At 42.1% G+C, this 17,907-nt stretch carries 19 protein-coding genes; 7 read left to right on the top strand and 12 right to left on the bottom strand.

Annotated features, from left to right (window positions below; translation table 11 throughout):
- Nucleotides 1-83: 83 nt before the first annotated feature.
- Entirely contained in the window at nucleotides 84-635 is a 552-nt protein-coding gene (gene orn, locus P8629_RS02525) for an oligoribonuclease (protein ID WP_278164153.1), read from the bottom strand.
- Nucleotides 636-846: 211 nt separating this feature from the next.
- On the opposite strand from orn, the gene P8629_RS02520 reads away from it, so the two are divergent.
- The 3 genes from P8629_RS02520 to rsgA all read left to right on the top strand — a co-directional run bounded on the left by P8629_RS02520 (nucleotide 847) and on the right by rsgA (nucleotide 3,557).
- Nucleotides 847-2,094 (top strand): M48 family metallopeptidase, encoded by a 1,248-nt coding sequence (locus P8629_RS02520; protein ID WP_278164151.1) that lies wholly within the window; start codon nucleotides 847-849, stop codon nucleotides 2,092-2,094.
- Between the two features lie 70 nt (nucleotides 2,095-2,164).
- Entirely contained in the window at nucleotides 2,165-2,506 is a 342-nt protein-coding gene (locus P8629_RS02515; RefSeq protein WP_278164149.1) for a 4a-hydroxytetrahydrobiopterin dehydratase, read from the top strand.
- Nucleotides 2,507-2,534: 28 nt separating this feature from the next.
- Nucleotides 2,535-3,557, top strand: a complete 1,023-nt coding sequence (rsgA, locus tag P8629_RS02510) for a ribosome small subunit-dependent GTPase A (RefSeq protein ID WP_278164148.1) — start codon at nucleotides 2,535-2,537, stop codon at nucleotides 3,555-3,557.
- Nucleotides 3,558-3,611: 54 nt separating this feature from the next.
- Here the strand turns inward: rsgA and P8629_RS02505 are convergent, their stop codons facing one another.
- Nucleotides 3,612-3,788, bottom strand: coding sequence for a hypothetical protein (locus tag P8629_RS02505; RefSeq protein ID WP_278164146.1), 177 nt, complete (start codon nucleotides 3,786-3,788; stop codon nucleotides 3,612-3,614).
- A 328-nt stretch (nucleotides 3,789-4,116) separates the two neighbouring features.
- Between P8629_RS02505 and P8629_RS02500 the strand changes: the two genes are divergently transcribed.
- From P8629_RS02500 to P8629_RS02485, 4 genes are all read left to right on the top strand, one after another.
- Nucleotides 4,117-4,425 carry a c-type cytochrome gene (locus P8629_RS02500; protein WP_278164144.1) on the top strand — a complete coding sequence of 103 codons (309 nt, stop codon included), beginning with the start codon at nucleotides 4,117-4,119 and terminating at the stop codon, nucleotides 4,423-4,425.
- Nucleotides 4,426-4,579: 154 nt separating this feature from the next.
- Nucleotides 4,580-4,879 (top strand): c-type cytochrome, encoded by a 300-nt coding sequence (locus P8629_RS02495; protein WP_278164142.1) that lies wholly within the window; start codon nucleotides 4,580-4,582, stop codon nucleotides 4,877-4,879.
- Nucleotides 4,880-5,057: 178 nt separating this feature from the next.
- Complete coding sequence (gene serA / locus P8629_RS02490) at nucleotides 5,058-6,287, top strand: phosphoglycerate dehydrogenase (RefSeq protein ID WP_278164140.1); 1,230 nt, start codon at nucleotides 5,058-5,060, stop codon at nucleotides 6,285-6,287.
- Nucleotides 6,288-6,464: 177 nt separating this feature from the next.
- The gene (locus P8629_RS02485; protein WP_278164139.1) at nucleotides 6,465-9,257 is read left to right on the top strand and encodes an FAD-linked oxidase C-terminal domain-containing protein; all 2,793 of its coding nucleotides are present in this window, start codon (nucleotides 6,465-6,467) and stop codon (nucleotides 9,255-9,257) included.
- 55 nt (nucleotides 9,258-9,312) lie between these two features.
- Here the strand turns inward: P8629_RS02485 and der are convergent, their stop codons facing one another.
- The 10 genes from der to cysE form a co-directional block, all read right to left on the bottom strand.
- Nucleotides 9,313-10,755, bottom strand: a complete 1,443-nt coding sequence (gene der, locus P8629_RS02480) for a ribosome biogenesis GTPase Der (RefSeq protein WP_278164138.1) — start codon at nucleotides 10,753-10,755, stop codon at nucleotides 9,313-9,315.
- Nucleotides 10,752-12,005: an outer membrane protein assembly factor BamB gene (gene bamB, locus P8629_RS02475; RefSeq protein ID WP_278164137.1), complete on the bottom strand. Its 1,254-nt coding sequence runs from the start codon at nucleotides 12,003-12,005 to the stop codon at nucleotides 10,752-10,754. Before bamB ends, der begins: the two co-directional genes overlap by 4 nt.
- A gap of 9 nt (nucleotides 12,006-12,014) precedes the next feature.
- Nucleotides 12,015-12,656, bottom strand: a complete 642-nt coding sequence (locus P8629_RS02470; protein WP_278164136.1) for a YfgM family protein — start codon at nucleotides 12,654-12,656, stop codon at nucleotides 12,015-12,017.
- A gap of 34 nt (nucleotides 12,657-12,690) precedes the next feature.
- The gene (gene hisS, locus P8629_RS02465) at nucleotides 12,691-13,971 is read right to left on the bottom strand and encodes a histidine--tRNA ligase (RefSeq protein ID WP_278164134.1); all 1,281 of its coding nucleotides are present in this window, start codon (nucleotides 13,969-13,971) and stop codon (nucleotides 12,691-12,693) included.
- 34 nt (nucleotides 13,972-14,005) lie between these two features.
- Nucleotides 14,006-14,419, bottom strand: a complete 414-nt coding sequence (locus P8629_RS02460; RefSeq protein ID WP_278164132.1) for a helix-turn-helix domain-containing protein — start codon at nucleotides 14,417-14,419, stop codon at nucleotides 14,006-14,008.
- The gene (gene rlmN, locus P8629_RS02455) at nucleotides 14,412-15,524 is read right to left on the bottom strand and encodes a 23S rRNA (adenine(2503)-C(2))-methyltransferase RlmN (protein ID WP_278164130.1); all 1,113 of its coding nucleotides are present in this window, start codon (nucleotides 15,522-15,524) and stop codon (nucleotides 14,412-14,414) included. The genes P8629_RS02460 and rlmN overlap by 8 nt, the downstream gene beginning before the upstream one ends.
- Nucleotides 15,525-15,560: 36 nt before the next feature.
- Complete coding sequence (gene ndk, locus P8629_RS02450; protein ID WP_278164129.1) at nucleotides 15,561-15,992, bottom strand: nucleoside-diphosphate kinase; 432 nt, start codon at nucleotides 15,990-15,992, stop codon at nucleotides 15,561-15,563.
- Nucleotides 15,993-16,146: 154 nt separating this feature from the next.
- The gene (locus P8629_RS02445) at nucleotides 16,147-16,473 is read right to left on the bottom strand and encodes a HesB/IscA family protein (protein WP_278164127.1); all 327 of its coding nucleotides are present in this window, start codon (nucleotides 16,471-16,473) and stop codon (nucleotides 16,147-16,149) included.
- Between the two features lie 37 nt (nucleotides 16,474-16,510).
- Nucleotides 16,511-16,939: an Rrf2 family transcriptional regulator gene (locus P8629_RS02440; protein WP_278164125.1), complete on the bottom strand. Its 429-nt coding sequence runs from the start codon at nucleotides 16,937-16,939 to the stop codon at nucleotides 16,511-16,513.
- A gap of 159 nt (nucleotides 16,940-17,098) precedes the next feature.
- Nucleotides 17,099-17,881 (bottom strand): serine O-acetyltransferase, encoded by a 783-nt coding sequence (gene cysE, locus P8629_RS02435; RefSeq protein ID WP_278164123.1) that lies wholly within the window; start codon nucleotides 17,879-17,881, stop codon nucleotides 17,099-17,101.
- Between the last annotated feature and the right edge of the window lie 26 nt (nucleotides 17,882-17,907).

Genomic DNA, 17,907 nt, shown 5'->3' with positions numbered 1-17,907 from the left:
ACGAAGTTAAATGCTTTTATAAAGGCATAAAGCAGGATTTATTCTCATTTAGAAGCCTTTATCTTTCAAATCGTTCCACGTGTTTAGTGAAACTCTGGTAAAAATAAATTTTGTCGATAATATTTCAGCTCATCAATCGATTCATAAATATCATCCAGCGCCAAATGTGCGCCTTTTTTCTTGTAACCACTATACACGGTTGGCGCCCAACGTCTTGCCAACTCCTTTAAGCTTGATACATCTAAATTACGATAGTGAAAAAACTGCTCCAGTTCAGGCATCTGTTCAATCAAAAAACGACGGTCCTGACAAATACTGTTACCGCACATAGGGGATTTCCCTTTTGACAAATAGGGCTTTAAAAACTCAATAGTATCTTGTTCCGCCTGGGCCATTGTGATCGTACTTTCCTGAACGCGTTTGGTAAGCCCTGAATTACCATGATGTGTCGTACACCAGGCATCCATCCCATCCAAAAAATGCTGTGCCGTCTGGATCGCCATCACTGGGCCTTCTGCAAGTACATTCAATTCCGCATCTGTTACAACTGTTGCGATTTCAATAATTTGATCCGATTTATGATCCAGTCCTGTCATTTCCAAATCAATCCAGATCAGGTTATTTTCTGATTTCATGATGAGCGAGCAACCCTTTTAATTTAAAATAGCGCTTATCTTAAACGTTATTATCACAAGCCACAACGTAGGGTTTTATTGAAATTCAGACAGTAACATGGGATAGTGAGTGGCGTTAAAAGTGCATACTCACTTGAATTTCAATAAAACACCCTTACTCAATTTTATTGAAAACAAACTAACTCACCAAAATTTAATAAAAGAAAACATTATGATTTGGATCACTACCCTATTTGTCACAGCCGTTGCCTTAAACCTTGCGATTGAGCTTTGGTTAAACATCAAAAACCAGTTTCATATCAGTCGTCACCGCGCCGAAGTCCCTAGTGACTTCAGTGAAGTCGTGTCTTTAGAAGCACACCAAAAAGCGGCAGATTACAGCCGCGCTAAGCTACAACTTTCTCGCTTCATCCTCTTTTTTGATGTGGCCGTTTTACTTTTTATGACATTAGGCGGCGGATTCCAGGAAATTTATAATTACTGGCTTGTCACCGACCTGGCCCCTATTTGGCGAGATACGGCTTTTTTACTGTCTACTTTTTGGTTTTTATCATTATTGCATTTACCCTTTTCAATTATTTCAACCTTCAAGATTGAAGAGGCATTTGGCTTCAACAAAATGACCCCAGTCAAATTCATCACCGACTTACTTAAGCAATGGGCTTTAGTATTGATTATTGGGGTGCCGCTTATTTGGGCAATCTTAAGCATTATGGACACTTATTTTGAACAGGCCTGGTGGTTTTACACTTGGATGGTTTGGATGGCATTTAACCTGGTTTTGATCTGGGCTTACCCGAAATGGATCGCCCCTATTTTCAACAAATTCACACCGTTAGAAGATGGGGAAATGAAGCAACGTATCGAAGCTTTATTGAAAAGAACCGGGTTTGAATCCAACGGCATTTTTGTGATGGACGGTTCTTCTCGTTCGGGCCACGGCAATGCTTACTTCACTGGATTTGGTAAAAACAAACGTATCGTCTTTTTCGATACATTATTGGAAACATTAACACCAGAAGAAGTAGAAGCCGTACTGGCTCATGAACTGGGGCATTTCAAACACGGACACATCAAAAAACGTTTAGTCGAATCCTTCGCATTGAGCTTAGCAGGCCTGGCTTTTCTTGGCTGGCTGGCTCAGCAAACTGAGTTTTATACCGGTTTGGGTATGACCACTCAAACACCTGCGGCAGCGCTATTGTTATTTATGACCGCGATTCCGGTAATGTTCTTTTTCCTGGGCCCGATCAGTGCTTTTAAAAGCCGAAAACATGAATTTGAAGCGGATGCATTTGCCTCAGAATCGGTTGGTTCCACCCCGCTCATTTCGGCTTTACTGAAAATGTACCGCGATAACGCCAGCAGCTTAACGCCTGACCCGACTTACTCGGGCTATCATGACAGTCATCCACCGGCAAAAATCCGCATTGACCACCTAAAGTCACTTGAAAAATAAAACATCGGCCTTACTCTAAAAAGTATATTTCAATCGATATCAATTACAGTAAGGCAAAAGGACCCCTATCATGACCACAGAAATTGCATTAAAAGATCAGTCTTGTGAAACCATCGACAAAGGCTCGAAAGCGATGATTATCCCTCGCATTGAAAGCTATCTTTCACAGATGCCCGGCTGGGATGTTCCGCTAAATTACCAGACATTGACCAAAACCTTTCCATTCAAAAACTACCACCAGACCGTCGCCTTCGTCAATGCGATTACCTGGGTCGCTCATAAAGAAGATCACCACCCGGAAATCTGTTTTGGGTACAATGAATGTAAAGTCATTCTTAGCACACACAGCATTAAAGGCCTCAGTCAAAACGACTTTATCATGGCCGCTAAAATTGACGCTTTGTTAGATTAACGGTTCGTCCATTACTAGGTAACCATTTGTGGCTAAACGCAAGCTCAGCAACCAACAACGCCGTCGTGTTCAGCAAAAGCAACATGCTGAATCCGATGCTTCTTCCAACGCATCGGCCTCTTCAGAACATTTAGGCGAGAAACAACCTGGGTTGGTCATGACCAACTTCGGTAAACGCCTTTTAATTGAAGATAACAAAGGTGATATATACAACTGTGCAGTGCGTCAGCACCTGGGTAAATTAGTCGCCGGTGACCAAGTCACTTGGCAAACAGATATCGAACCTAATACTGGCGTAGTCGTTTCCGCTGAACCTCGTACTCAAGAACTAAGTCGACCGGGCTTCCGGGGTCAAAAACGAATGGTAGCTGCCAACATCGACTGGCTTGGCATTGTGGCACCAGTCGAACCAGGCATCCATCCTGATATGATTGATCGTTATTTGGTCGCGGCTCACCAACTTGATTTACCCATTTTGATTTTGATTAATAAAATTGATTTAATCGAATCCGATGAACAATGGGAAGCCATTGCAGAACTGCTTATTCCTTACGATGAAATGGAGATTGAAATCTTACCCGTTTCTGCGGAAACCAATGAAGGCATGGATGAACTTAGAGAGGTCTTGATGAATAAAAACAGCGTTTTCGTAGGGCCATCTGGCGCTGGAAAATCATCACTCATCAAAGCTTTAATTCCAGATATTGAGATTAAAACCAACCAATTATCCGAATCGACAGGGCTTGGAAAACACACCACCACCAACAGCATTCTCTATCATTTACCAGAATTTGAAGGACAAACAGGCAATATCATTGATTCTCCCGGCGTTCGTCAGTTTAGCCCCGCCCCCTGTGAACTCCACGAACTTGAGCAAGCCTATCCTGACTTTGCACCTTTTTTAGGTCAATGCAAATTCAGCAACTGCACTCATACCATTGAGCCGCATTGTGCCATTAAACACGCTGTTGAAAACGGAGAGCTTCACTATACACGTTTTCAAAGTTTCCAAAGACTTCTGAGTGAGTTCAAAGAAAATCCAACAAATTAAAAAATGGCCAGGCCTGGCTATTTTTTTAACCTCATAACAATTATTCACCGGAAATTATTGGTTAGAGACAAACCACACTGAAATCATATAGAAAAACGCTGTCCCGCCAAGAATTGTGACCACCCAAAATAAAAACACCCAACCGATATGCATGGGCTTTCTGACCGCTTTCAACCCCAACCAACTCAACACTGTCAGAATCATAATAAAAAGCCAAACTTTAATAATCATCATTATTCCTTTCTCGCAAACTCGCTTTCTACAAAATAGATTGGCTAATCGAAGCCAATCTATGTCAGAAAGTTTAGCGGGTTGCTATTTGTTTTAAAACGCTTATATTATCCTTAATGACACATAAAATACCTTTTTCATCAAACATTGCAACATTCTTTCTTAACCTTTTCTTCATACTCATAAAATTAAAGTCACGAAGTGAACACACTAGCTACAATATTAAATCTTCCTTAAGGTTTCATGCTTGACTAATACGCTGATTTGGTTTGTAATTGCGCCTAGGGTGAAACCCGACTTTTTTTAAAGTGCTTAGGAGAGTACAAAAATGAAAAAATTATTACTTGCATTATCTGCAACTTCTTTAATCACTTTCGGTGCTGCTGCAAACGCTGGTGGTGACGCGACAGCTGGACAATCTGCTTACTCAACTTGTGTTGGTTGTCACGGTGCAGCAGGTGAAGGTGGTGTTGGTCCAAAACTAGCTGGTCAAGATGCTTCAGCTATTAAAGCAAAGCTTCACAAGTATAAAGCTGGTGAGCAAGTTGGTCCGATGACTTCAATGATGGCTCCGATGGCTGCTGGCCTATCTGATGCTGACATCGAAAACATCGCAGCTTACGTTGCAACACTTTAATAACTTTTGTTATTAAAAGAAAAGCCGCTCTTATGCGGCTTTTTTTATTTTTATAATCTTCTTTTAATGTTTCAGTCAAGACTGCTTCTTGACCTTCTTTCCTGAATGGTTTCTAATAACTGCATCTAAAATCAACCAAAATGAGATGTATGCTATGAAACAATTATTTCTAATGGCCTTTTCTGTTAGTTTTTTATTCAGCAACCCTGCACTTTCAGCAGATATGCCGGCAAAAGCAAAAACCTGTGTCGGTTGTCATGGTGTAGACGGAAATAGCATGGTTCCCAATTTTCCTAAGCTGGCAGGTCAACACGCTAAATACCTAGAAAAAGCACTGAAAGATTTTCGTGATGGTTTCCGTAAAGATGCGACGATGCAGACCTTTGCGAAAAACCTGACGGACAAAGAAATCAAAGAACTGGCTGAGTATTATGCTTCACAAGAAGCAAAATAATAACTAAAGCCTCTTTATTGGGTGCGAATATCAGCGCTCAATAAAAAAACACTTTCCCTAAAGCAAAACAATCGTTAGAAATATCTGGATCCGATTCCAATTTTTTGAGTTCATTCAAAAAATTGGGAAGGAATCCTTTATAATAACGGCTTCTTAAAATTTAAGACGTTGGACACCCATGAGCGACAAATCACTTGCTAAAGATAAAATTAAAATCTTACTCCTTGAAGGACTGCACCAAACTGCCGTCGACGTATTTAATGAGAACGGTTATAACAACATTGAATATGTCAAAGGCTCTCTTTCAGACAAGGACTTAAAAGAAAAAATTGCCGATGTGCATTTTGTTGGCATTCGTTCACGCACAAACTTAACGGAAGACGTTTTTAAAGCAGCGAAAAAACTTGTGGGTGTCGGTTGTTTTTGTATCGGGACGAACCAAGTGGATTTAAAAGCTGCTCAAAAACGTGGTATCCCCGTTTTTAATGCACCGTTTTCCAATACGCGTTCTGTGGCTGAATTGGTGTTAGGTGAAATCCTACTGCTGCTTAGAGATATTCCTGCGAAAAATGCTAAAGTACATCGCGGCGAGTGGGATAAATCGGCCGTCGGTTCAGTTGAAGCACGAGGCAAAACACTGGGTATCGTCGGGTATGGCCATATCGGGATTCAGCTGAGCATCATGGCAGAAAACATTGGTATGAAAGTCAAATTCCATGACATTGAAACCAAACTTCCATTAAGCAATGCATCACAGGTAAAGTCTCTGGAAGAGTTATTAAAAATCTCTGACATTGTCTCGTTGCATGTGCCTGAAACTGAAGAAACACAAAATATGATGGGCGCAGAACAGTTTGCCCTGATGAAAAAAGGCTCTATTTTTATTAACGCAGCTCGCGGTACCGTGGTCGACATTGAAGCACTGGCCGATGCGATTAAATCAGGTCATCTTTCAGGGGCGGCTGTCGACGTATTCCCTGTTGAACCGAAATCTAATAACGAAGAATTTATGTCGTCGCTTAGAGGATTAGACAATGTCATTCTGACACCTCATATTGGTGGGAGCACCGAAGAAGCACAAGAAAACATTGGACTAGAGGTTGCCACCAAACTGGTGCGATATTCTGATACCGGAACCACGTTATCGGCTAAAAACTTCCCAGAAGTGTCTCTACCAGAACATAAAGACAGAAGTCGTTTACTGCATATCCACAAAAACCAGCCAGGCATCATGACAAAAATCAACGAAGCCTTTGCTCACAAAAGTATTAATGTCGCGGCACAATACCTGCAAACCAATACAGAAATCGGCTATGTCGTCATTGACATTAATTCTGAAGACCGCGAAGCGGGCTTGAAAGAACTTAAAGCGATTGAAGGCACGATTCGCACACGCGTTCTGCACTAAACGAAACGACATTGCTTCTCTTTAAACCAAAGAGAAGCAGTTTTCGTTACCTCACCTGCACGACCTTACACGTAACCATAAACACTGACATCCCACAAAAACCCCTGCAATATCATAGAGAATCCATTAAAATATACGGTTCTTTCAATCATTTTCCAATTATTCTAAGGCTACCTGATGATTTCAACTGATGCTTCCGTATTTGAAATTTTTCCACAAGAGTTTCTTTATCCTAAAGATATCGACGCGCTACAGCAACGCATCCAGTTGGCATTGGAGAAAAAACAAGCCATTACGATGCGCGCAGGTGGAACCTCATTAGGTGGACAAGCCATCGGGTCAGGCATATTAATCGATATTTCCAAGCATTTAACCCAAATTCTGGATTACCGCCCTGAGCAAAAAGAAGTCGATGTTCAGCCCGGTGTCATCCAGGACGACTTGAATGACTTTGTCAAAGCCGATAATCTACGGTTCGCACCCGACACGTCAACGTCTAACCGCGCCATGATTGGCGGTATGATTGGAAACAACTCTTGTGGCTCCTATTCGGTTTACTATGGTACGACCCGCGACCACGTTAAATCGTTGGAAGTCATCCTTGCTGATGGTTCTTTGGTCAGTTTTCATGATTTAACACCAGAACAATTGCACGAGAAACTCTCACTACAGACCTTAGAAGGTGAGATTTACCGTACTGTCATCAATATGTTGGAAGAACACGGTCAGGAAATCGTAGATAACTTCCCAGACCCGTCTATTGTGCGACGTACGACGGGCTATGCGTTAGATGTACTTTACTCGAACTATCAGCCCTTCAACCCTGAAGGAAAACCCTTCAACCTCACTCCGTTGATTTGCGGCAGTGAAGGGACGCTCGGCATCATCACCAAAGCAACTTTGAACTTAGTCGACTTGCCTAAGCAACGTCAGCTTTTTTGCGCCCATTTCGATTCCATTTACACCGCGATGCAAGTCGTCCCCAATTATTTACCCTTTAAGCCTGCGGCGATTGAGCTGATTGATAAAGCGACCTTAGATGGCACTAAAAACAATAGTGAGCAAACTCAAAACCGCTTATGGGTAAAAAAAGATCCTGAAGCGGTATTGGTGGTTGAATTATTTGATGAAGATGCAGAAAGCCTACAACGCCGTTTAAAAAACGACCAGGCCTGGATGCTGGAACAAGGGGCTTATGCTTGCCCGATTATTGAACCACAAGACAGTGCAAAAGTTTGGAATCTACGTAAAGCTGGACTTGGCCTTCTAATGGGGAAACCCACGCGCCATAAAGCGGTTGCGGTTATTGAAGATGCCGCAGTTCCTGTGAAATCCTTACCGGATTTTTACCAGGACACACAAGACCTAATGACTGAACTCGGTATCGGCTGTGTCTATTATGGACATGCTTCAGTCGGTTTGATTCATGTGCGCCCAGAAATGGATTTGGCTACTCCCGAAGGCAAGCAGTATTTCCAAACCGTGGCAGAACGTAGTTCAAAACTGGTTAAAAAATATCGCGGCGCCATTTCGGGTGAACATGGTGATGGTCGAATTCGTGCGCCCTTTATCAAAGAACAAGTGGGCGACAATGTATATGCATGCCTGGTACAACTCAAAAACACTTTCGACCCCGAAAACCTGCTCAACCCAGGTGTGATTATTGGGGATGCTTCGATTACGGAAAATCTCCGCGCAGATCGCCAACCCAAACAAATTCTTAGCCCAGGTTATGACTGGGCAAGAGATTTGTCTCTCATGGATGCTGTTGAAAAATGTAATGGTGCTGGTGCTTGCCGTAAATCTGCGGGAAATGGGGTCATGTGTCCATCCTATCAAGCCACGCGTGAAGAAAACTATTCCACCCGTGGCCGAAGTAACTTATTGCGCCATGCGCTGACTGAACCCAACCCGCTCGCCGCATTAAAAAAAGAGGAACTTCAAGATGCTTTATCCTTATGCTTGGGATGTAAGGCCTGTAAATCAGAGTGCCCGGCCAGTGTCGATATGGCACGCCTAAAATCTGAAGTCTTGTACCAAATCAATGCTTTTTCTCTCAGCCGGTTGTCGATTAAGTTTTATGGACAATTAATGAAGTTAGGGGCTTTGATACCTGGGGTTTATAACTGGGTTCAAGACCTGTCTGTGGTTAAAAAGATCATGGGCGTCGATACGCGTCGCACTTTACCCAAATTGGACAAGCAATCCTTGAAAGCCTGGTGGAAGAATCACTCCAAACAGAATGCTTTTGATGCAAACAAGCCAACCGTTTGGGTGCTGGTTGATTTATACGCTCAATACCAGGAACCCAAAATTGGACAGGCAACGATCCAATCATTAGAGTTACTTGGAATGAATGTTAAACCCATTTTCTTGGATAGCTCACCTCGCGCCTTATTAAGCCAAGGATTGGTTTCTGAGGCTAAACAAGCACTGGAAAAAATTCAGTCACAACTAAGTGAAGCAACCTTAGATGACCACATTATAGGAATTGAGCCCTCTGACACTTTGGTTTGGCGAGACGAAGCAAAAGATTTAATTTCAAAAAACAACCAGGCCTGGCTGTATACGTCGGTGCTGTTATTTGAAGAACTAATGTTAAAACTCAACACCCAGTCTAAACTTGATTTAGGGGCGGTACCTAAAAATGCTTGGCTACATGTGCACTGTCACCAAAAGTCTTTAGCGCATGCGCAAGAGTCGGTTAAAGCGTTGAATTTGATTCCAGAACTAAATCTTCAGTACATTAATTCCGGCTGTTGTGGAATGTCGGGTGAATTTGGTTATAAGAATTATGGTGTGTCATTAAAGATTGCCAATCAAACCTTATTACCAACCTTGGAAAAAGCACAGCAAGACGACTTGGTCATTGCCACGGGAACGAGCTGTCGTCACCAGCTGGAAGATTTCGCCGACAGACAAGGGCTTCACCCAGCTGAATTGTTTTTTATGGCGCTAAGCAATCGATAAGCGTTATTGCAAATATAAAAAAACGGCTTTAACGCCGTTTTTTTGCACCTCACATTTAACTGCTTCGGCGTTTCTGTTGTGGTTTCTTTTTCTTCTTACGTTTTAAATAGGCATTTTCTGCCTGAGATTCAGACTTGCCTTTACGATACGTAAAGTTAGACTTACGTCCTTCATAAGGATTCGACGTCACTTTATACTCAATCATGACAGGCGTCCCCACCCATTTAAATGCCTTGCGAAATACATTCATCAAATACTTGGAGTACGCTTGCGGTAATTTATCCACCTGTGTGCCATGCACAATCACTCTAGGCGGATTCAAACCACCCAAATGCGCGTAACGTAGTTTTACACGACGTCCACTAATCAAAGGTGGCTGATGATCTAATACCGCCTGCTCTAAAACTCTATTTAAATCTGAAGTGGAAACCTGTTTCATCGCAGCATGATAAACGGCATTGATTGTTTTGAAGAGATCGCCGACGCCTGTTCCATGTAAAGCAGAAATCAAGTGGCGCTTAGCATAATCGACAAAATGCAGCTTATACTCAAGCTCGTGTTTAATTTTTGCACGCTGATCTTTGGTTAAGTTATCCCATTTATTAATGGCAATCACCAAGCCACGTCCTGACTCTAATGCCAGCCCCAACAAGGTAAGATCTTGATCCGTAATCCCTTCTGATCCATCAACCACCAACACCACCACATTGGAAGACTCCATCGCTTCAATGGCTTTGACAATACTGAATTTTTCAATTTTCTCTTTAATGTTCTTGCGACGACGCACGCCCGCGGTATCAATTAAGGTGTAAAGCTCTCCACCACGCTCAAACGGCACATAAATACTGTCACGCGTGGTCCCTGGCATATCAAATGCCACAACACGCTCTTCTCCGATCATGCGGTTAATCAAGGTTGATTTCCCAACATTTGGGCGCCCAATGACCGCAACACGAATACCTGGGTGCTTATCCAAATCTAACGCATCTTCATCTTCAACATCGTGCGCCACATCAGACAAGACACTTTCAATCATTTCATTAACGTTATCGCCATGCGCTGAAGAAATGACAAAAGGCTTGCCCAATCCCATTTGATAAAACTCGTTGGCAATTACATCTTTTTTATGACCTTCTGCCTTGTTGACCAATAAATAAACAGGTTTATTGAAATGACGGATATAACCCGCAATGCTCTCATCAGCCGGGATCAACCCCGCGCGACCATCTACTAGAAACAGAACCGCATCAGACTCACCAATGGCAGACTGAACTTGTCCGGCCATTAAAGGATCAACCCCTTCTTGCTCACCGCTTAACCCACCCGTATCCACGACAATATACGGTGAAGACCCGACACGACCAGTACCATATTGACGATCCCGTGTCAGTCCAGGGTAATCCGCCACAATCGCATCTCTTGAACGGGTTAATCGATTAAAAAGCGTTGATTTTCCGACATTGGGTCGGCCGACTAACGCGATGACAGTTTTGCTCACTCGCTATCCTTTTTCTTTAAAATCCCTAATGGATCTTCCGGATGATTAAATTGGTACCAGTTTGATGGTTTTATCGTATAAGCATTATTAAATCCATCGGTATCTTCTACATAAATTCGATTACCCGACGCCCAAACACGGATGATTTCATCACTGGTACCATAGTGACTACCATGTTTAATTCTGGCAACAGGGGTTCCATCCAGCTTATCAATCCAGTGAATATATCCTTGCCCATCGGCTAATACTATCTGATTATTCTGATAAAAAACCAAATCAATTGCTTTACGATATTTAAAGTTATCTTGCTTCCATAATTGCGTGCCATTGACATAGTCAAATGCGTACAAAATACCATCTTCATCCACCACATACAGAGCAGAATCGTCGATTAAAAAGTCTCTAAAACCAGAAACATCTTTTGACCAATAAAGATTGCCGTTTTCTGGGTTGATGGCTGCTAATTTTCCTTGATAACCCAGTACAAACAGACGCCCTGCTTTGACAATAAGTGCTGCTTGAATATCGACCATTCTTTCCAAGTCAGTTCGACCTTTCGGGATGATCACTTGAGACTGCCATTTTCTTGTCCCGGTTGCCGCATCTAAGGCTTCAACTTGACCCGTTTCCCAGCCAACATATAACACACCTTCATCATAGGTCACTGGCGCAACACCACGTAAAGAGAGGTTAGGTAACTGATGTTCAATGGTCCAGTTTACTTTCCCGCTAGCAGCATTAATGGAATAAAGTTTACCATCTACCGTACGAACGAAAACTTGTCCATTAGCGATCACCGGGCGGCTCAAGACCTCACTGGATAATTCAGCCTGCCAAGCAATTCGAGCATCTTCTTGAGCTAAACTGAGAAGTGTTGCTTTTGCGGTACCAATAATGACATGATCCTGATATAAGGTCGGACCTGACACAATCGGTTGGTGAATCTTTTTCTGCCAAACAACTTGATCCGTCCAACGATCTTGTGTCGCTTTTATCGCTTTTGTCAGGACGCCAGCAGGCGTTGCAAAATAAACAAAATCAGCATCACTAGCGAAGTACAATCCTTCACCATCAGAATACTTAAATGCATCCAGCTGAATTTGCCAATCTTTCTGCGCTTGATAAGGAGAAGACATTTCAATAAGAGGCGTTGGCTCTCTAACAATTTTTGGCGACGAACAAGAAGCCAATAACACCATTATCAATAGCGCACCAACCCCTTTTAGACGATATGTGTTTATATAGTTCAAAATAAACCCTTACCCTGCCAAATCAGCTAACTTCAGTCTGGCTAAATTCTGAATACTTTCAGGTGCCTCTGCATTTGAAACCACACGGTTATAAGCCTCTTTTGCCTGTGAAGCCTTCCCTTCCGTTAACGCCAATTCAGCCACTTGAAAGTCATAATTTCCTTTTTCAGCCGCACTTAATGAGGTGCGATCAATGGCTGTCAAAACTTGATTGGCCTTTTCAAACATTTTTTCTTGTACATAGACTGTGACAAGTCTCATTTGGGCAATTAATTTAATCGATTGATCCGGCGCATGATCAACAGCCCACTGATAGTTTTCAATGGCTTTATCAAACGCATTTTCTTCAAAATAATGTTTCGCAATCATTAAAGCTACCCCTGAAGCATATGGGCTTTCAGGTTGTTCTTCCATTAACTTTAACCCATCTCTCAACACATCGCCAAGCGCCTTTTGACTTTGCTTAACTTGCATCACTTCAAAAACAGCGGAGGCATTCAAAGCTTTCGTCATTTGAGAATTCTGCCAATAAGTCCAGCCTGTCCAGGCCAGAACAATCACTAAAATACCCGATAGTAATTGCGTTCCATTTTTTTTCCACCAACTCTTAATGGCTTCAACTTGATCTTCATCGGTTTCGTAACGACTCATGTAACTATCCTATTAAAATGTAGAAATAAAAAATTTATTTTGATTGGGTTAATACCGTTTTTAAAAGCGAAAACAACTGATCCCAGGAAACCATTTCCTGCTCACGATCTTCTCTTAAATATTTAACCGCAATTTGTTGCTGGCTTACCTCATCCTCTCCTAATACTAGAGCGATGCGTGCACCAGACTTATCTGCTTTTTTAAACTGACTTTTAAAGCTACCGCCTCCACAGTTCATTTGAACATTGATGTCAGGTAAATTCTCTCGAATCTGTTCAGAAATGATCAGGCCTGGGCGTTTTGTACTGTCGCCGGCCAACACCATATAAACATCTGGCCCGCCATCTTCATGGATAAGTTGATTATCCATCAACAAGGCCATTAAACGTTCAATTCCCATTGCAAACCCAACGGCAGGCGTTGATTTGCCACCAATTTGCTCAACCAAGCCGTCATAACGCCCACCGGCGCAAACCGTTCCTTGTGCTCCCAGTTCGGTGGTAATCCACTCAAAAACAGTGCGATTATAATAATCTAATCCACGTACTAAGTTCGGGTTTTCAACATAAGCCACTCCTAAATCGTCTAAGTGCGCTTTTAGGTCTTCATAATGCTGTTTAGATTCCTCATCCAAATGGTCGATCAACTTGGGGGCTGCTTCCACTAATGCTTTCATATCCGGGTTTTTCGTATCCAAAATACGAAGCGGATTAGATTCTAACCGTCGAAGACTGTCTTCATCTAATTGAGACTTATTGTCTTCCAAGTAGGCAACCAATATTTCGCGATAAGATTGACGCGCGGCTTGGCTTCCCAAAGAATTAATTTGTAATTCTAAATTCTGTAAACCAAGCTTTTCCCACAATCGAGCGGACAACGCAATCAATTCAGCGTCAATATCGACGCTTTCAATACCAAATACTTCAACCCCAAATTGATTGAACTGACGATAACGCCCTTTTTGAGGACGTTCATGGCGAAACATCGGCCCTGTATAATACAGCTTCTGAATTTGGTTATGTGCCAGACCGTTTTGAATAACCGCTCGTACGCATCCGGCCGTGCCTTCAGGACGCAAAGTCAAACTATCGCCGTTACGATCTTCAAAGGTATACATTTCTTTTTCAACTATATCGGTGACTTCACCAATAGAGCGAGCAAACAATTCTGTTTTTTCAACGATAGGTAGGCGAATAGATTGAAAGCCATATTGCTTTAATACCGATTCAGATGTTTGAACAAGGTAATCAAATGCCTGCGATTGATCACCATATAAATCATTCATGCCGCGAATGGCATTGATTTGCTTCGACATAGGGCGTTTTTTCTCTTTTACGATTTTTTATTGTTTATACGTTAATGGCTATGAGCAAAATGATGATCCCAATCACGGCTAGCGTACTGAGAATTCTCATCATGGCAATCGAGATAATCGGTTTGGTCGCATGTTCTTCCAAATCAACTGACTGCAAACTGGAACCAACTTCAACCACTTCGGGAAAGTCGGATTTATACGGTGTGATATCGACATTCAACAATTTTGCATAGTTTCTAAGATACCCTCTTTGAAAAGGATCTAGTTCTGTTAAATCCAAATGATTTCCTTCAAAGTATTGAATATGAGATACCGATATTTTCAATTGCTCGGCCAAATCTTCAACAGACATACTTTTCTGCTCTCTGGCCGATCTCAATGATTGACTCAAACCGGTAAAGGCTTGCTTTTCATCAATGGTGGATTCCTGCAGTGATTCATTAGCCATGTAATTTATCCAATTTAACAGTTTGAAGAGTTCGTTTGGTTCTGTCTTTGACTTTTCCTGCGAGCTGCCCACAGGCGGCATCAATATCATCCCCTCGTGTACGGCGAACGGTACAATTCACACCCGCCTGCATCAGAGCATCCTGAAAACGATGCACGGCATTATTCGATGAGCGCTTATAGTGCGTATTTGGAAAAGGGTTAAAGGGGATTAAATTCACTTTACAAGGTAAATCCCCGAGCAGTTCGATTAATTGTTGAGCATGCTCTGGTCGATCATTAACATGATCTAACATCACATACTCAACCGTCACATGTTTTTTGCTATGCCCACCTTCTACATAACGATGCAATGACGGCATCAACTTTTCCAGCGGATATTTTTTATTAATAGGCACCAGCTCATCGCGCAATGCATTATTGGGCGCATGTAGTGAAATTGCCAAACTAACATCCAGTGACTCTTTTATCTTATCAATCGCGGGGACGACCCCTGCTGTACTAATGGTCACACGGCGCTTGGACAAACCATAAGCATTATCATCCATCAAGATACGAGCTGTTGGAAAAGTGTGCGTCACATTCAACAACGGCTCCCCCATTCCCATAAAGACCACATTGGAAATAACACGCTCTTCTTTCGGTTTGCAGCCCAAGGCCTTGTTCGCAACCCACATTTGAGCCACGATCTCCCAATTTTCTAAATTACGATTAAAGCCTTGCTGCCCTGTCGAGCAAAAACTACATTCCAGCGCACATCCAACCTGTGAAGAAATGCACAAGGTTCCTCGAGACTTTTCAGGAATAAAGACCGCCTCAATACAATTGTGGTTATCTACTTCTAACAACCACTTAATCGTTCCATCTTCTGAGCGTTGTTCTGAAACAATTTTAGGCGTGCGGATAAGCGCCGTTTTCGAAAGTTTCTCTCTCAAAGCTTTACTGAGATTAGTCATTTCTTCAAAGTCACTGACGCCGAATTGGTGAATCCACTTCATTACCTGACCTGCACGAAACGGTTTTTCACCAATACTGGCAAAAAACTCCGTTAATTCGGCGCGATCCATTCCGAGTAAATCGACTTTTTCTTCTATCTTATCCGTCACTTGATACCTACTTGCTCTTAACTAGTCGAGCATATTTTAATTTGAGGACGCTGGAAAAATTTCAGTCTCGCTAAAAAAGTAACCAATCTCTCTATTTGCACTTTCAGGAGAATCTGAACCATGAACCGAATTCTGCTGCATTGAAATAGCATGTTCTTTGCGAATAGAGCCTTCTGGTGCTTGCTCAGGATCTGTTGGCCCCATGATCTCACGATTTTTGGCAATCGCATCAGTCCCTTCTAGCACTTGAACCACAATTGGACCCGCTGTCATATTTTTGATTAAGGTTTCAAAAAAAGGCTTCCCGTCGTGCTCGGCATAGAATCCTTTTGCCTCTTGAACCGTCAAAAAAACCATTTTAGATGCGATGACTTTTAATCCATTCTGCTCTAACTTTGAGACGATCTGACCAATCAGATTACGCTTTACTGCATCTGGTTTAATAATTGAAAACGTTCTTTCCAGCATTTCCGTTATCCTAATATTCTTATAAGAGAGCTATTTTAACAATCTCATAAAAACATTGCAGAAAAAAGGCTTTTTATGTTACTAAAAATTCCTTCAAACAAAAAAGCCCCAGCTTTTTAACTGGGGCTTTTTACATGATAATCAACTGATGTCTTTAAACCGTAAATGATTCTCCACAGCCACAACTGTCTTTCACACGCGGATTATTAAACTCAAACCCTTCATTTAAAAGGCTTTCTTTAACATAGTCCAGCTCCATACCATCAATTTGGTCCAAACTTTTTTGACTCACAACGACTTTAACACCGAAGCTTTCAAACACCTTGTCGTTATCAGTAATTTCATCAGCATAATCGACAACATAGGAAAATCCGGCACAACCGCTCACCTTAGTACCAACTCTTAAACCGATACCTTGCCCTCTTTTCTCTAACATGCTGTTAACTCTGTCTGCTGCTGCTTGTGTTAGTGTTACTGCCATTCTGACTTCAAACCTTCTGTTTCTATCTTTAATTCATTTATGCAAATTGCACAGACTGGATGGAAGAACGTCTATCAATAATTTGCTGAAGCGTAACGCCATCCAAAAATTCATTAATCATACCGCTCAAGTCTGCCCAAAGCTCATGCGACAAACATTGCACGCCATTTTGACAATTAGATTTACCACGGCATTTTCTTGGTTCTAAGTCTTCATTCACCGCCCCAATCACTTCACTGACTGAAATCTCATTGGCTTCTCGACTTAAACGATAACCACCGCCTGGCCCACGAGCGCTTAAAACCAACCCAGACTTTTTCAACTTAGCAAAAATTTGTTCCAGATAAGACAATGAAATATCCTGTCTTTCCGAAATCATGGCTAGCGTAATCGGTCCTTTCGACTGATTTAAAGCAATATCCAGCATCGCTGTAACAGCGTAACGTCCTTTTGAGGTGAGCTTCATAGAAATTAAACCCTTTTCGAAAATATCTGACTACACGACGGTAAATCATCTATTAATTAAATAAGTGTTTCAATTCTACAATAACCCACCAATTAACTCAAGAATTTCCGACGCTACTTTTTCTATACCAAAAATAAGATATCTTAATGATTTAGAAACTTATTCCGATTTATAGTGCGCTCTTTGTTCAGGGTCATCTGGTTCCAAAACTGCATCTTCCAAGCTAGGTAAATCCATATGCGTATCTGCACCACCCAGCTTTTTAATTTGTTCATTCAATTTCTCAAGCTGCTCGTCCTGACTTTGCACATGATCTAGCAAACTATAAATCGCTTTCTCAACGGGATCTTCCACATCTTGTCCAACACCGTAAGCATCAAACCCAATTTTCTGAGCTAATTTTTGACGTCTTTTCTCTTGTTGCGTCAGATTAGTTTCAACAACTCTTCCTGGAATCCCAACCACGGTTCTATTGCTTGGCACTGATTTAATTACTACAGCATTTGAGCCTATTCGGGCATCATCTCCAATGTCAATCGGACCTAATACTTTTGCACCCGCTCCAACCACAACGCGATTCCCCAAGGTAGGATGGCGTTTGCCTTCATTCCAGCTTGTTCCACCAAGCGTCACACCATGATACAGCGTACAATCATCGCCTATTTCAGCCGTTTCACCAATCACGACCCCCATGCCATGGTCAATAAAAAAGCGATGGCCGATTTTTGCTGCCGGATGAATTTCAATCCCTGTAAACCAACGAGCCAATCCAGAAATAAAACGGGCTAACCACTTGAGTCCTTTATTCCACAACCAGTGCGTGAGCCGGTACCACAATATGGCATGCACCCCCGGATAGGTCGTCAACACATCAAAACTGTTTCTCGCAGCTGGATCACGATCAAAGACAGAATGAATATCTTCTTTTATTCTTTTAAACATGCTTTCCCCTTAAAAAACACTTCATC

The sequence above is a fragment of the Hydrogenovibrio sp. 3SP14C1 genome, assembly GCF_029625905.1.
GTDB lineage: Bacteria > Pseudomonadota > Gammaproteobacteria > Thiomicrospirales > Thiomicrospiraceae > Hydrogenovibrio.
This window is presented reverse-complemented; position numbering and strand designations above follow the sequence as displayed.

Coding starts and splice junctions, on each gene's coding strand:
- orn (WP_278164153.1), bottom strand. CDS start 635: ATGAAATCAGAAAATAACCTGATCTGGATTGATTTGGAAATGACAGGA.
- P8629_RS02520 (WP_278164151.1), top strand. CDS start 847: ATGATTTGGATCACTACCCTATTTGTCACAGCCGTTGCCTTAAACCTT.
- P8629_RS02515 (WP_278164149.1), top strand. CDS start 2,165: ATGACCACAGAAATTGCATTAAAAGATCAGTCTTGTGAAACCATCGAC.
- P8629_RS02505 (WP_278164146.1), bottom strand. CDS start 3,788: ATGATTATTAAAGTTTGGCTTTTTATTATGATTCTGACAGTGTTGAGT.
- P8629_RS02500 (WP_278164144.1), top strand. CDS start 4,117: ATGAAAAAATTATTACTTGCATTATCTGCAACTTCTTTAATCACTTTC.
- P8629_RS02495 (WP_278164142.1), top strand. CDS start 4,580: ATGAAACAATTATTTCTAATGGCCTTTTCTGTTAGTTTTTTATTCAGC.
- serA (WP_278164140.1), top strand. CDS start 5,058: ATGAGCGACAAATCACTTGCTAAAGATAAAATTAAAATCTTACTCCTT.
- P8629_RS02485 (WP_278164139.1), top strand. CDS start 6,465: ATGATTTCAACTGATGCTTCCGTATTTGAAATTTTTCCACAAGAGTTT.
- P8629_RS02470 (WP_278164136.1), bottom strand. CDS start 12,656: ATGAGTCGTTACGAAACCGATGAAGATCAAGTTGAAGCCATTAAGAGT.
- hisS (WP_278164134.1), bottom strand. CDS start 13,971: ATGTCGAAGCAAATCAATGCCATTCGCGGCATGAATGATTTATATGGT.
- P8629_RS02460 (WP_278164132.1), bottom strand. CDS start 14,419: ATGGCTAATGAATCACTGCAGGAATCCACCATTGATGAAAAGCAAGCC.
- ndk (WP_278164129.1), bottom strand. CDS start 15,992: ATGCTGGAAAGAACGTTTTCAATTATTAAACCAGATGCAGTAAAGCGT.
- P8629_RS02445 (WP_278164127.1), bottom strand. CDS start 16,473: ATGGCAGTAACACTAACACAAGCAGCAGCAGACAGAGTTAACAGCATG.
- P8629_RS02440 (WP_278164125.1), bottom strand. CDS start 16,939: ATGAAGCTCACCTCAAAAGGACGTTACGCTGTTACAGCGATGCTGGAT.
- cysE (WP_278164123.1), bottom strand. CDS start 17,881: ATGTTTAAAAGAATAAAAGAAGATATTCATTCTGTCTTTGATCGTGAT.